We start from the raw sequence: 13840 nt of genomic DNA, 5'->3' as shown, positions 1-13840 counted from the left end.
AGCAGGATCGCTCCTGCATTTCCTATTTCTTATATCGGTTTGAAATATAAAGACTGAAGTTCTTCACGTAAAAATAGGACTTTTGATTAATCGGTATAGTAAGACCTTCCTAGATCAACAAGCTTCTTTTGCGCTTCGAATTCATTGGTTTTGAGATCACCCATGATTTTCTTTTTACATGAGCTGCAAAGTCGCCCTTCCTGGGTCGGCCCTTCACATGTTTCACATGGATAATAAAAGTTCGGAAACCCGACCACACGGATTCTGCCCTGGCGGATAAACTTTGTGATTTTCTCTTCATCCACCCCTGTTTGCTGATGAACATCAAGCAAGGTTGCCTGCCGGTTCTCCCGCTTCCTCATATACTTAAACACCTTTTCAAACATCAGCTCTTCTTCCGTGTAGCACGAATCACATACTGAACGAAGGTGCTGAACATACAAATTTCCACAGCTTGGGCAATTTTTCAATTCTCCCATTCCGATCACTCCTCTAGTATCTCTACCGTAATTATCGGAAGGAAGATTGGAATGTTGATAGACCCTCATCCTAACTAAACAAAAAAAGTGAAAACCTTCCTCATCGGCCGAGAGTGATGGACGAAACCTGCAAAGCACTTGCTTCCTTCAGCACCCTTGCAGCCTGTCTGAGCGTTGCCCCCGTTGTATATACGTCATCAATAAGGACAACCTTTCTTCCTTTTATCAAATCACAACCATCTGCCAGCTCAAAAATCGTTTCCTTCATCTCCAGCCGCTCCTGCCTCGACTTCTTACTCTGCTTCTTTTCATGCAAGACCCTTTTCAGTGCATGCACGACATCTAAACCCAATAATTCCGCCAGCAACTGTGCCTGGTTAAATCCCCGCTCATAATGCCGCTCCTGGCTCAATGGCACAGGTACAACTACATATCCTTTAATCTCGTGCCGAAAAATGTTTTGAAGGTCCTTCCTAAACCCCTTCACCAGCTCGGCATCACCTCTATATTTCAGCCGGCTGATCAGTTCCTTCAAAAAATCGTTGTAGACATACAATGACCGGTTCTTAACAAGAACACCGCGCCAATTGTCGTCTTCTTCCCAACGTATACAGTCGTTACAACGGTTATCTTGTCGATATTGCTCGGGAAATAAAGAAAAAGAGCGTCCGCAGATCTCACATATTTCCCCTTCAATTCTCTCTAAGGAAGAGCTGCATTCCTCGCAAAAGTGCATATCACCAGCAATGCCAAGCACAAAGCTCCAGCTCACCGTCTCGTAAAAGCCTTCATCACAATACAGGCAATAATTCATAAACCAGCCTCCTGATTCATCCCTTCAATGTGCCGTCTAGCATTCACCATCGCATTCGTTTTTCCATAATGAAAAAACACAACCTCTCCTGCCGGGTCATCCTTGCTTCGTCCGGCACGGCCGGAAATCTGCACGAGTGCACTCTCCGTAAAAATATCCTCTTCTGCACCGAGCACTGCTACATCCGTATAGGGAACTGTAACACCGCGCTCTAGAATCGTCGTTGTCACCAATATGGATATCTCACCATTCCGGAACTTCATGACCTTTTCTTTACGATCAGGATCTTCTGCATGCACACCCTCAATACCCGGGAAAACTGCCTGCAATAACGCCGCCACCTGATGAAGAGCCGAAACAGACGGAACAAACAGAAACCCCTGCCTCTTCATCTCTAACTGACGCCCCACCCAGTTCATCACGTTGCTCGGCAATCTGCCTTTCTTCAATCTCTTCTTCCAATTCCCGCACCATACAAACTGAGGAGCAGGCAGCGGGTAGCCATGGAACCGAAGCGGAATCTTCACATGAGGAAGCACTCCTGCCACTGCTCTTTTTTTCATCTTCCTTCCTGGAGTTGCACTCAAATATACGAGCAGGGCATCCTCCTTCTTTGCCTGAAGAACCGCATGCTCCAGTGACGAGTCATACGAATACGGAAAAGCATCCACTTCATCAACCACCACGAGATCAAACGCATCCCGATAACGATATAATTGGTGTGTTGTTGAAACCACAAGCTGTGCACCTTCCAGCTTTTCCTCGCTTCCTCCATACAAACCTGCCAAAGTAATACCAGGAAACACTTTGCGCAGCCGAGGCAGCAGTTCGAGCACAACATCGGTTCTTGGCGTGGCAATACAAACCCGCAAACCAGCCTTCAACGCTTTTTCCATACCATGAAAAAGCACCTCTGTTTTCCCTGCACCGCACACCGCCCAGATCAGCAACTCGCCTTTACCCCCAACCCGGGAAACCAACTCATCCGAAGCCTTCCCCTGAGCAGCCGACAACTTACCCGTCCACGTCAAAGCAACTTCATCCTGCTTCCATTCCAGCTCAGGACCGCACCAGCGGACAAGCGGTGTACACTGGCTCACCCGACCCATCACAAGGCACTTCCGGCAGTATACACATTCCTTCTCCTTACAACGAAAACAGGAAAAAGACGAAAACAAACGCGGCTTATCGTTGCCACAACGCTTGCATACAAACGAACCGCCAGCTTCTTCAATTCCTTTTTCATAGGTTAGGCCCCCATTAAGATAATGCTCATGAATCACATCAATCGAGTAGGGAAGTTCTTCAAACAAGAGGAGTTTGCCTGATAAAGAGGCTTGTAGTTCAGCAGAAAAGGGGTCTACCTCACTAAAATCGGGGGTATCAAGGACTTGAAGCTTGTGAAAGGAAACAGGCACAGCACTGACAACTGGCGGCTTCAGCACTTCAGGAACCGCCACGCTTTTTCCATCAACAAAAAAAGAGACGAACCTCATGGTGTCGTCTCCTGTTGAATAGGAATTTTCATATAAAATCCCTCCGTATGTTTATTTAGACTTTGATTCTTTTCTAAACGCTCTTTTCTAAAAGATTGTTGCTTTGGGAAGACTTCTGTAAGAATCCTTCATTGCCAAGTTGATTGGAGTGCAAGGTGCGAGACTCCTGCGGGGGTAGCGTGACAGGTAAGACCCAAAGGCGCTTGCGCCGTGGGGCTTAACGCACGCCCCGCGGAAAGCGAGCAGCCTGTAACGGAAATCAACCACTCTCAGTAAGCAACAAAGATTACGAAAACAGCCTTTATTTAATTTTTCATCCACGTAATTCCAATCGATCCCTCACCAAGGTGAGTCCCAATAACAGGGCCAAAATAATCTACCGAGACAACAGCATTGGGATATCTCCCCTGAATATCGGCTGCGATTTCCTTCGCTTCCTCTTCACGCTGGGCATGGATCACACTGACTTTGAAACTCTCATCCGGCTTTACCGATTGCTCCATGAGCTGATGAATGCGGGAGATCGCTTTTTTCTTTGTACGGATTTTTTCGAAAGGAACTATTCTTTTATCCTGAAAATGAAGCACAGGCTTGATCTGCAGAAGATTCCCGACGAGAAGCTGGGCCGCGTTCATACGTCCGCCGCGATGCAAGTGATTGAGATCATCGACCACGAAATAGGCGGGAATGCCTCGCTCTTTAATGGAGTTCAGTTTCTCCATGATTTCCGTTGCATTTGCTCCCTCTTTCGCCATATCGACTGCTTTGTATGTATAAAAGGCTTGCGGGGCGCAGCTGATCTCAGAATCAAACACATGGAACTTGATGCCTTCCACCATGTCTGCGGCGCTTAGAGCGCTTTGGTATGTACCGCTGATGCCGCTCGATAGGGTGATCATGATCGCCTCATCATAATTCTTTGACAATCGTTCGAGCGTGTCTGCGAGTTCGCCGATGGATGGCTGTGACGTTTTAGGAAGGGCTCCTCCCTTGCCAACCATCTCGTAAAAATCATCCTTGTTAAGCTCCACTTCTTCCTTATACGATTCATTGCCAAAAATAACGTTGAGCGGAATCATTACAATGTTTTTTTCGTTTCTGATGTGTTCCGGTATATATGCCGTGCTGTCTGTCATTATCGCTACCTTGCTCATTGTAATTTCCTTTCCTGACAATATTTCGTCCATCGTCTCATCTACGTTAGTAGTTTACACGAAACAGGCACCGTTTTCATTAAAACGGCGCATTTCTTTATCTCTGTTTTTCTTTCCTTCTCCATCTTTCATCCATTTCCTGCCTGAACCTTTTCCTCTTTATCCATGAACTGACAAAGAGCCAGCGCCCCATAGAGCGGTGATTGATCCTTTAATCCCGCAAGGACAACCTCGGTCGGGCACGGCACAAACTCTTCAAGCATGCTTTTTATTTTTCCGAGGAACCAATTTCCCGACTGAGCAACGCCTCCGCCGATGACGATCGTTTCAGGATTGATAAGGGCAGCAGCATTGACGATGGCCATCCCCATATGAAGGATGCCTTCCCGTATAATGCCCTGGGCGAGCTTGTCTCCCTCCTCCGCGAACTGAAACACATCTGATGCTTTCAATCTATTTAGCTCTTCTCCAGAAACCTCACCGTCCAGCCGCTTTGCCTCCCGGTAATGGTGTGCGATGGCCACACCGCCCATTTTGCTGCTTAAAAAGCCATATCCATCCCTGATTGGAATAAATGAACCCGCAGCCGCTTCAGGATCGCTGATCATATGGCCCACCTCCCCTGATGCCCAATGGGCTCCGCGGTAGATTTCACCGTTGATCAATAACCCTGCCCCGATGCTCGTTCCGATCATGAATAGCAGGACATTTTTCTTTCCCTTTGCGGCTCCGTAATAGACCTCGCCCAACAATCCGCCATTTACGTCATTATCGATATGAACAGGTACGCCCAGCATTTCTTCTGCTTCTTTTTTCAGCTCATAATCCTGCCACTTTAGATTAGGGGCATGAAACACTACGCCCTTATCCGGATCAATGACACCTGGTGCCACGATCCCTGCCGAAACAATATCCTCCCAGCTGACATTCTTTTCTTCAGCCATCTCTTTAGCTTGTTTCGCCAATTCTATTAAAACACCGGAATCCACAAATTCCTGTGTCGGAAATTCTCTGTTTGCCAGCATTGTACCATCTGCTTCAAAAAGGGCTGCTTCCACACTGGTACCGCCAATATCTGTTGTTAAGTAATATTTATCTCCCATGTATGCCACCACTCCTGTTTTTCTTACTATTACCCCTGGCAGGATAGAAAAAAACGGTTTAAAAACAGGACATGGTTCTATGGTAAGAGTCCTTCTTAAAGAGGGTTCAATGGACCTAATAATTTTTTTGTAAAAATTTGAGAGTAAAAGAAGGAAAACGTCGAAATTGTAAGAAATTAGTAAAATATATTCATGAATTGGAGGTACTTCATACTATGCAGCATAATCTATATATCGTGGCACTATCTGTCGTCGTTTCCATTGTCTACACATTCGTCGCCCTAGATTTTGTCCGCAGAAGTAACCGTAAAACGATGTCATCCCGCCGTTTGTGGCTGTTCAGTGCTTCATTGACCATGGGGATTGGAATATGGGGTACGCATTTCGTCGGGATGATGTCTGTGAACATGTCTTTGACTGCAGCCCATCATATTCCCGCCATAAGCCAATGTATGCTGATCGCTGTTGCCGGAACATATGGGGCCTTTTATTTCACCAAATCCTTTCATAAAAAAAGCAGTGTCTTTCTTTCTGCCTTCTTCATGGGCTCCTGCATCATCGCCCTTCATTATTTCGGAATGAAAACAGCAGCAATAAACTCCAATCTCCACTATGACTTTTTTATGTCTATGCTTGCTGCTGCAGCCGCTTATCTATTTTCAGGCATCGCGCTCTACCGCCAATTTTCTGCCTCTCAGCCCTCATTATTCACCCAATTCATCAATAGTCTGTTTATGGTTTTGGCATTGACGGGATTACATTATATCGGTGAAAAAGCGATGCTTATGAAGTCTCATCACATTTTTCTTGTCATGCACGATCCACGCCTCGGAAGTCTTTCTTTGATCGCTACGGCTATTGTAATCGTTGCTTCGCTGTTCATCGCACTTCTGTATGTACTGGGGGCAATGAGTGATCAGCAGCTGAAGCTGAAATCATTGCAGCTGGATGAAAGCGAACAGCGCAACCATTCCTTAATCGCACTGAATCCAGATGGCGTTTATATGATCGGCAAGGACAGAAAGATTACAGGCGGCAATGATTCTTTAGAAAAGATCACTGGCTATTCTGCAGATGAACTGCAGGGCTCTCTCTATACCTTTCTCCTGGCCCCATCAGAAGCAGAGAGAACAGAAGAGTTTTTTCAGCGTACACTTGCCGGTGAACCGATCAAACGCGAGACACGCATCAAACATAAAAACGGAACAGAGTTCGAGGCAGAAATTACAAATATCCCTTATTTTGTTGAGAACAAACTGATCGGCATTATCGGTACGATCAAGGACCTGACAGAATTCAGGCGCATGGAAAAGAAATTACGCCTGTCGGAAAAACTAGCCGTTGTCGGAGAACTTGCTGCCGGGGTTGCCCATGAGATCCGCAATCCCCTCACCTCGCTTAAAGGTTTTACACAGATGTTCAAAGATCATCCCAACATTCCTGGCCGTGAAGAATATTTAAATATCATGCTGGAAGAGATTGAATCCATTAATCTCATTACCAATGAATTTATGGTGCTGGCTAAGCCTCATTTGACGATGACAAAGCGGATCGACCTGCTCCCCTTGATCAAACAGGTTACCCTGCTTTTGACCGGGCAGGCAAGCCTCAACAATACACAGATTGAGACGCAGTTTTACATTGACAGCGGAACAGTTAAAGGCGAAGAAAACCAGTTAAAGAAAGTGTTTGTTAATGTGATCAAGAACGCGATCGAAGCTATGCCTGATGGCGGCAAGGTAACAATAACCGTTACAGGCATTCAAAACGAAAATCTGCTCATTCAGATCAAGGACGAAGGGGTGGGAATATCTGAAGTCCACTTAAGACAGCTCTTTCATCCTTTTTTCACGACGAAAGAGAACGGCAAGGGACTCGGATTGATGGTCAGCCAAAAGATTCTGGATAACCATATGGGGCATTTACGTTTCACGAGTACGCTCGGCGAGGGGACGCTTGCAGAGATCACGCTCCCGGCTGAAAGTGTGACAGAACTTCCAAGCCCGACAGCAAGCTGAAGGGTTTTAAATGAAGGCTGTTTTCTAAAAGATTGTTGTTTTGGAACATTTCTGTAAAGTGCCCTCATTGACAAGTTGATTGGAGTGCAAGGTGCGAGACTCCAGCGGGACGGGTGTGACAGGTGAAACCCGCAGGCGCTTGCGCCGAGGGGTTCAGCGCACGCCCTGCGAAAGGAGGCGTTTACGCCGGTAAAAGCGAGCATCCTGGAACGGAGATCAACCGCCCTCAAGAGCTGCAAAGGTTAACAAATAAAAAAAGCCTGGCTCAAACAGAACCGGGCTTCCACAAGCATTTACTATTTTACCTTTACCCAGCCGTTTTTAATGGCTTCAACAACCGCCTGGGTTCGGTCGTTCACATTCATTTTTTGAAGAATATTGCTCACATGGTTTTTAACTGTTTTCTCAGAAATGAACAGGTCTTCCCCGATACCGCGGTTGCTTTTTCCGTCTGCCAGCAATTGCAGTACTTCACATTCACGGCGTGTCAGGATATGAAGCGGTTTGCGGTACTCAATTTCGTTAAGGCCGATGTTGTTCGGATTGTTGGCATTGTTCTTCGTTGTTGTAGACAAACGGCGGAACTCATTTAATAGATTGTACGTAATCTTCGGGTGAAGATACGCTCCGCCATCTGCTACGACTTTCACTGCTTCAATCAGGGAGTCAGCATCCATTTCTTTTAACAGATAGCCGGAAGCCCCTGTCTGAACCGCATGCGTCACATAGGTCTCGTCATCATGGATGGAGAGAATGATCACTTTCGTATCGGGAGCCTTTTCAACCAAACGGCGTGTTGCTTCTACACCATTGATATGCGGCATGTTGATATCCATCAGCACAACATCAGGATGGTGCTCGTTCACGATATCCTCGGCTTCTGAACCGTCATCTCCTTCGGCTACAACAGAGAATTCGTCCTCCATATCCAGGATGCGCTTTACGCCTTCCCGGAACAATCGATGGTCATCAATAATTGCAATTCTTGTTTTGTCCGGTGCAGAGGCACTGGATTCATAAACATCTACACTTCTCATTCTGAACCCTCCCGATCTCGTATAGGTATTTGAATATAAACGTTGGTTCCAATGTTGAGACGCGAATTGATTTTCAGAGTGCCTTCCAGCAGCTCCACGCGTTCTCTCATGCCGATCAGCCCAAATGAATTGGTCTTTTGCGGTACTGTGGCATCGAAACCTTTACCGTCATCTTTTACAAATAAGGATACATTGCGGTCCGTGAATTCAATTTTCACCGAGATGTTCTTCGGCTCTGCATGCTTGCAAGAATTCTGGACAGCTTCTTGAATCAATCGAAATAACGCTATTTCCATCTTCGTATGAAATCTCCGCTCATTCCCCATCGGAACAAGTTCGATCTCAATACCGGTACTTTCCTGGACGTTGCGCAAGTATTTTTTTAATGTAGGGACGAGCCCAAGGTCATCAAGCGCCATTGGCCGGAGATCATAGATAATTCTCCTGACTTCCCTTAAGGAGGCTCTGACCATCTCTCTTAAGTCTCTAATTTCAGTTACTGCTGCTTTTGTACCTTTTTCATTAAACACCTTTTCGACCAGCTCGGAACGAATCAACACATTAGCCATAAGCTGGGCCGGACCGTCATGGATCTCACGTGATACCCGGCGGCGTTCTTCCTCTTGAGCTTCAATGATCTGAAGGCCAAATTCCTGCTTTTGCTTGGCATCTTCCACAAGCTCATTAATTTTCAGTAAATCTCCGCTTAAATAGTTCAGGACAACCGATATCTGGCCGACGAGTGATTCTGCTTTAGACACCGTCTCTTTCAGGCCATTTAAGCGCCTTTCCAAATCGTTTCGTTTTTCCCGCAGCTGTTTTTCCGTCTGGCGGGCAATGGACATTTCGATCTGAATGGCGTTCGCGCTTTCGTATGCGTCGCGAATATCGCCCTCACTGTACTTTTGAAAATGTTTGCTTACTTGAGCGAGCTTTGACCTGGCAATCTTGGACCTTTCTTCAAGCAGGTCCGACCGGTCAATGGCCTCGAGCGCTTTTTCCTTCACATCTTCAAGCTCTTTATTCAGCCGAAGAAACTCCTGCCGAGATTCCTCGCTGATATCAAACACTTGAGTCTGGCTTACTTTAACGGTATTGATGGTTTCTGTAAGAATGCCATCTAAAAGCTTTGGATCGATTTGTGTTTTAGCTGCCATCTTGTAAATATCCTCCAATTAAAACGATAAAGAAGAACAGACTTTAGTTCTAGAACCATCCTACCTAATTTAAGCTTGGGTCTTTCTTACCATGAATCCAAATAAAAACATTTATTCCATAAATCTTTCGTATGAAAAAGGAAGTTTATGTCTATTCTGCAAAGAAATTTGTAGGAAGGTGGCTCGCGCCTTATAATGAAGGATAGCACTAAATCCCCTGAATTTGTAGTTTTTTCGGGATAATTTTTATAAGAACTTTACATTTTTCCATTACCATTTATCTTATTGAAATTTGTTACTAATTAAAGGTTTTTACTTAAATCCATTAGTAAGGAGCACGTTAAAAATGTTATCCAATTATTTTACTGTCAAAGAAACCGGCGAGCATGAGATTGTCATCGAGCGGTCAAGGTTCATCGCTCATTTCGCCAGGGCAACGACTGAGGCTGAAGCGATAGAATTTATTCAAAGCATCAAAAAAATGCATCATAGCGCCAACCATAACTGTTCCGCCTATCTGATCGGGGAGCATGACCATATCCAAAAGGCAAATGATGATGGAGAGCCGAGCGGTACAGCCGGTGTTCCGATGTTAGAAGTTCTGAAAAAAAGGAAATTAAAAGATGTAGTCGTTGTGGTTACCCGTTACTTCGGCGGCATTAAACTCGGAGCAGGAGGATTGATACGCGCTTACGGGAAGAGTGTGAGCGAAGGATTGAACGCCATCGGGGTCGTCGAACGGAAACTCATGCAAATTGTGCATACTAAAATCGACTACACTCTTCTCGGCAAAGTAGAAAACGATATAAGGTCCTCTCCCTATATGATCAAAGAGATCAATTACCTCGAACAGGTCGAAATTTTAACGTATGTTGCGGTAAAAGACTTACAAAACTTTAAAGAATACTTAATAAACCTCACGAATGCACATGCTACAATAGAAGACGGTTCATTGGAATATCTGGAAGAAAAAATCTTGTGATTCTATCCCCATTTATCTCAGATATTGTCGAAACCTATGGACTGTAGGGTTGAATTATTGAGAGATCAATTAGGGAACTTTTCCGTTAAAGTGAGGAATAAAACATGAATTATTATAATGAAGAAAGGCAGCCTACACGGCTTGTCAGAAGGAGAGTCAAGAAAAGGAAACGCCGTCCTTTTCGGCGCTTGATCCGTATTATTCTCGTTCTCCTTGTGCTTTGTATGCTGGGCGGAGTCGCGTATGCCGGCTATTTAGCGTATAAGGTTAAATCAACGGCAGACAACAGCTATAAAGGACTTGCCCATGGCAACAAATCCGATCTTCGCATGGATAAAGTCACAATGGGTAAAGACCCTGTCAACATTCTCCTGATGGGTGTCGAAGACTATAAAGGCTCACCAGGCCATTCCGATGCGCTGATGGTACTGACCATCAACCCGGATACCAAGGAAGCATCGATTGTAAGTATCCCAAGGGATACTAGAACGTACTTGCCTGATGTGGGACGCAAAGACAAAATCACCCACGCTTATGCTTACGGCAAAAAAGGCCATAAAGAGCAGGCTACGATTGATGCGGTAGAGCATTTCCTTGATGTTCCGATCGATTACTATGTACGTACAAACTTCCAGGGCTTCAAAGAAGTTGTTGACTCTGTCGGTGGAATTACAGTAGACGTACCATTTGACTTCTATCAGAAGAACTTGAAAGGCCACAAGATCTACTTCCATAAAGGAAAAATGGATCTGAACGGCGACGAAGCACTAACCTACGTACAAATGCGTAAACAGGATAAACGCGGGGACTTTGGACGCCAGGAACGCCAGCAGCAGGCAATGAAAGCTGTAGCGGACAAAGCGCTGTCCATCAAGTCAATCGGACGAGCTGACGACCTATTGAATTCTGTAGGAGACAACGTTCAAACGAATATCTCCTTAAAAGAAATGTTCGGCATGAGAAACTTCTACAAACAAATTCAAAGTAAAGAACTTGAACGCATGAACATCGGTGGACAGGATGAATACATTAACGGTATTTACTACTTCAGCCCTGATGAGCAAGTCGTTCAAAAAGTAAGAGACCGTATTAGAGAGATCCTTAATTATAAAGGAAAAGACTCCGCTTCGGCTGACAGCAGCAGTTCTGATGGGACTAGCGAGCAAAGTCAGGGAACAGGAGAATAAGATAAATGAAGAAACCCGCCGATTGGCGGGTTTCTTTTTGTGCATTTTTTTGAAAAATGCTTTAGTTTGCAAGTAAAGTTTAGGTTTTCGCAAGTAATTGGATAAGTTTCGCAAGTATTCTGTGTCGAACCGCAAGTAATCCGACTAATTTCGCAAGTAAAACAGTTATTTTTGAAGCATCACTGGCTGCGCAGTAATGCCTTTAAATGAGAGCCAACTACCCTAGTGATAGAGGATAGAGTATAAAAGGAGAGTAATCCCCCTTCTGTAAGCCTCACATATCCCCTATTTAACGCTTTTTGAACAAGTTTAAGGGGAAGAGTTTTCTACTTGAACAAATTCCTATACAAGCCTGTGAGACAAACAAAAAAGGTGCCAGGCACCGGCTTTTGACATATGTCAAAAACGGGTGCCTGGCACCTTATATTTAGCTACTCCTTGTCCGGACTGTTGACCTGCATGGTGCCGATGAACTTCTTGTAGAGGAAGAGCACCGGGCGGTATTTGTGATGCACGAGTCCGATGATCTCTGCGATGACTTCAAGCATCAGCAGAAGTCCGATGATGATCACGACAGAGCCCCACAATGTACTGGATTCAAACACGACGGCAGCGACGCTGAACACGATGCTGAGCGCGTAGATCACGAGTACGGTCTTGCGGTGGGACCATCCCAAGTTGATCAGACGGTGATGCAGATGTCCTTTATCCGGTGCAGAAATCGGCTTTTTGTTGGCCATTCTGCGGATGATGGCAAAGGAAGTATCGAAAACCGGGACGCCAAGGATGATGATCGGTACAACGAAACTGAACAGAGTAACGCTTTTATACAGTCCGAGCAGTGACAGAATCGATATGGAGTAGCCCAGGAACAGAGATCCTGCATCACCCATAAAGATTTTGGCCGGATTAAAGTTGTACATCAGGAAGCCGGCAGTAGAAGCTGCAATGATGAGGGCAAGGGAAAGAATCATCATGTTTCCGTTTAATCCCGCCATGATCGCGATGGTCACCATCACGATCACCGATACACCCGCTGCCAGGCCATCCAGGCCGTCAATCAGATTGATCGCATTGGTGATGGCGATAATCCAGAAGATGGTCGTGATGAATGCCCATGGACCTAAATGAAATGTACCAACAAAAGGTATGGTGATCAAATCAATGGTTAATCCTGTAGAAGCCACGAGAAGGGCCGCAAAAATCTGGCCGACAAGCTTAACTCTCGCACTTAATTCGTATTTATCGTCAATCATGCCGATCACGACAATAAGAACTGCACCTACAATAATCCCGGTTAGCTGCATTTCATACAGGCCCGAGACAAAATATCCGACAACTACACCAAGGAAGATACCGACTCCGCCCCAGCGAGGCATTAATTTTTGATGTACTTTTCGTTGATTTGGTTTGTCGGTCACATTCAGGCGGACCGCCAGCTTAATGATAAAAGGTATGGCGACCACGACAACCGCGAACGACACAACCGCAGCAATGATCAATTGAACATTCATGTTATCCCTCTTTTTCCAACTCTTCAATGGATTTAAGCAAGGGTCCTCCTGCTTATGTTGCCCAACAACGCCCCATGAAAATTCGGATTCATCTTCTTCAGAAATTATATCTCGAAACCGTGATAAACAAAAGTAAAACTATGCTTGTCCGCCGAAGAACCGGAATTTCCGCTTCATAATTGCTGATCATCTCTACTCTTTACCACTAAATCAGAGGTTTGAAGCTACTTTTTAAAAATTTCCGGCAGCAGCAGAATGGAGGCGCTAAGCATCAGTCCCACCAGGAGACCAAGCACAGCCTTCCTTTTCGGATCCCCGGCCATGTCTGCCGTATCTACTTTTTCAAGAAGCTTTGGTTCTTTTACTTTCAGCATTCTTGTTTTCAGGTCAAATAAATATTCTTCCTTCTTAATGGTACCTTCACCAGAGACTTGTGTTCCTTCTACCTTCTTGATTTGATCCTCCAGTGTTGTTTTCCATTTTTCAGTTTGGTGGTTGCTTTCTTTCATGAATTCTTTCACCACTGGCTTCAATTGGGACTTTGCTTTGCTTTTATCCTCATCCATCAATGACAGCGTGATGATCGTATCTGTTTCAGGAACGACCTGAAGCTTGTCTTTCATCGCCTTTTCTTCATCCTTGTTCAAACCTTTGACAGAACGTAAAAAATCTTCGCTCGTAAGGTACTCTTTCGCACTGTCCGGCGTGTTCAGGATGGAGTTTTCAGCTTGTCCCAGCTTCACTTTCGCAGTCGCCTGGGACGTGCTCGGCGCTTTTGAAGCCATAAAGTAGGCGATCACTGTCGTTAAAACAGGTATCAGCAGCAATAGAATGAAGAATTTTTTGAATCGCTGCCAGATACTTTCCGTGATTTCTTTCATTTGCTTGTCCATACACTT

At 45.2% G+C, this 13840-nt stretch carries 12 protein-coding genes; 3 read left to right on the top strand and 9 right to left on the bottom strand.

All coding sequences use genetic code 11. The features are described 5' to 3' along the window. Nucleotides 1–86 precede the first annotated feature (86 nt). The 5 genes from OKX00_RS04165 to OKX00_RS04145 form a co-directional block, all read right to left on the bottom strand. Nucleotides 87–479: a TIGR03826 family flagellar region protein gene (locus OKX00_RS04165; RefSeq protein WP_265409551.1), complete on the bottom strand. Its 393-nt coding sequence runs from the start codon at nucleotides 477–479 to the stop codon at nucleotides 87–89. A gap of 100 nt (nucleotides 480–579) precedes the next feature. Beyond that, nucleotides 580–1293 (bottom strand): ComF family protein, encoded by a 714-nt coding sequence (locus tag OKX00_RS04160; protein WP_265409550.1) that lies wholly within the window; start codon nucleotides 1291–1293, stop codon nucleotides 580–582. Continuing rightward, nucleotides 1290–2789, bottom strand: a complete 1500-nt coding sequence (locus OKX00_RS04155) for an ATP-dependent helicase ComFA (RefSeq protein WP_265409549.1) — start codon at nucleotides 2787–2789, stop codon at nucleotides 1290–1292. Before OKX00_RS04155 ends, OKX00_RS04160 begins: the two co-directional genes overlap by 4 nt. Nucleotides 2790–3094: 305 nt before the next feature. Further along, the gene (locus OKX00_RS04150) at nucleotides 3095–3943 is read right to left on the bottom strand and encodes a DegV family protein (protein WP_265409548.1); all 849 of its coding nucleotides are present in this window, start codon (nucleotides 3941–3943) and stop codon (nucleotides 3095–3097) included. 128 nt (nucleotides 3944–4071) lie between these two features. Next, nucleotides 4072–5046 (bottom strand): ROK family protein, encoded by a 975-nt coding sequence (locus OKX00_RS04145; RefSeq protein WP_265409547.1) that lies wholly within the window; start codon nucleotides 5044–5046, stop codon nucleotides 4072–4074. Between the two features lie 215 nt (nucleotides 5047–5261). Here OKX00_RS04145 and OKX00_RS04140 point away from each other — a divergent pair, with 215 nt between their 5' ends. Next, nucleotides 5262–7064, top strand: a complete 1803-nt coding sequence (locus OKX00_RS04140; RefSeq protein ID WP_265409546.1) for an ATP-binding protein — start codon at nucleotides 5262–5264, stop codon at nucleotides 7062–7064. A 296-nt stretch (nucleotides 7065–7360) separates the two neighbouring features. On the opposite strand, the gene OKX00_RS04135 is transcribed toward OKX00_RS04140, so the two are convergent. Next, nucleotides 7361–8101 carry a response regulator gene (locus OKX00_RS04135; RefSeq protein ID WP_053356968.1) on the bottom strand — a complete coding sequence of 247 codons (741 nt, stop codon included), beginning with the start codon at nucleotides 8099–8101 and terminating at the stop codon, nucleotides 7361–7363. Next, complete coding sequence (locus OKX00_RS04130; RefSeq protein ID WP_053356967.1) at nucleotides 8098–9258, bottom strand: sensor histidine kinase; 1161 nt, start codon at nucleotides 9256–9258, stop codon at nucleotides 8098–8100. The genes OKX00_RS04135 and OKX00_RS04130 overlap by 4 nt, the downstream gene beginning before the upstream one ends. Nucleotides 9259–9604: 346 nt before the next feature. On the opposite strand from OKX00_RS04130, the gene OKX00_RS04125 reads away from it, so the two are divergent. Then, nucleotides 9605–10240, top strand: coding sequence for a YigZ family protein (locus OKX00_RS04125; protein WP_265409545.1), 636 nt, complete (start codon nucleotides 9605–9607; stop codon nucleotides 10238–10240). A gap of 104 nt (nucleotides 10241–10344) precedes the next feature. Further along, complete coding sequence (locus tag OKX00_RS04120; protein WP_265409544.1) at nucleotides 10345–11427, top strand: LCP family protein; 1083 nt, start codon at nucleotides 10345–10347, stop codon at nucleotides 11425–11427. 431 nt (nucleotides 11428–11858) lie between these two features. Here OKX00_RS04120 and OKX00_RS04115 read toward each other — a convergent pair whose 3' ends face one another. Together OKX00_RS04115 and OKX00_RS04110 are read right to left on the bottom strand one after the other, a co-directional pair. Next, complete coding sequence (locus OKX00_RS04115; RefSeq protein ID WP_265409543.1) at nucleotides 11859–12941, bottom strand: glycosyltransferase family 4 protein; 1083 nt, start codon at nucleotides 12939–12941, stop codon at nucleotides 11859–11861. A 224-nt stretch (nucleotides 12942–13165) separates the two neighbouring features. After that, on the bottom strand, nucleotides 13166–13834 hold the full coding sequence (locus tag OKX00_RS04110; RefSeq protein WP_265409542.1) for a hypothetical protein: 669 nt from the start codon (nucleotides 13832–13834) through the stop codon (nucleotides 13166–13168). Nucleotides 13835–13840 lie beyond the last annotated feature (6 nt).

The sequence above is a fragment of the Fictibacillus sp. KU28468 genome (assembly GCF_026153615.1).
Taxonomy (GTDB): Bacteria; Bacillota; Bacilli; order Bacillales; family Fictibacillaceae; genus Fictibacillus_C; species Fictibacillus_C marinisediminis.
The sequence above is the reverse complement of the archived record's forward strand: the minus strand, read 5'-3'. Positions and strand labels throughout refer to the sequence as shown.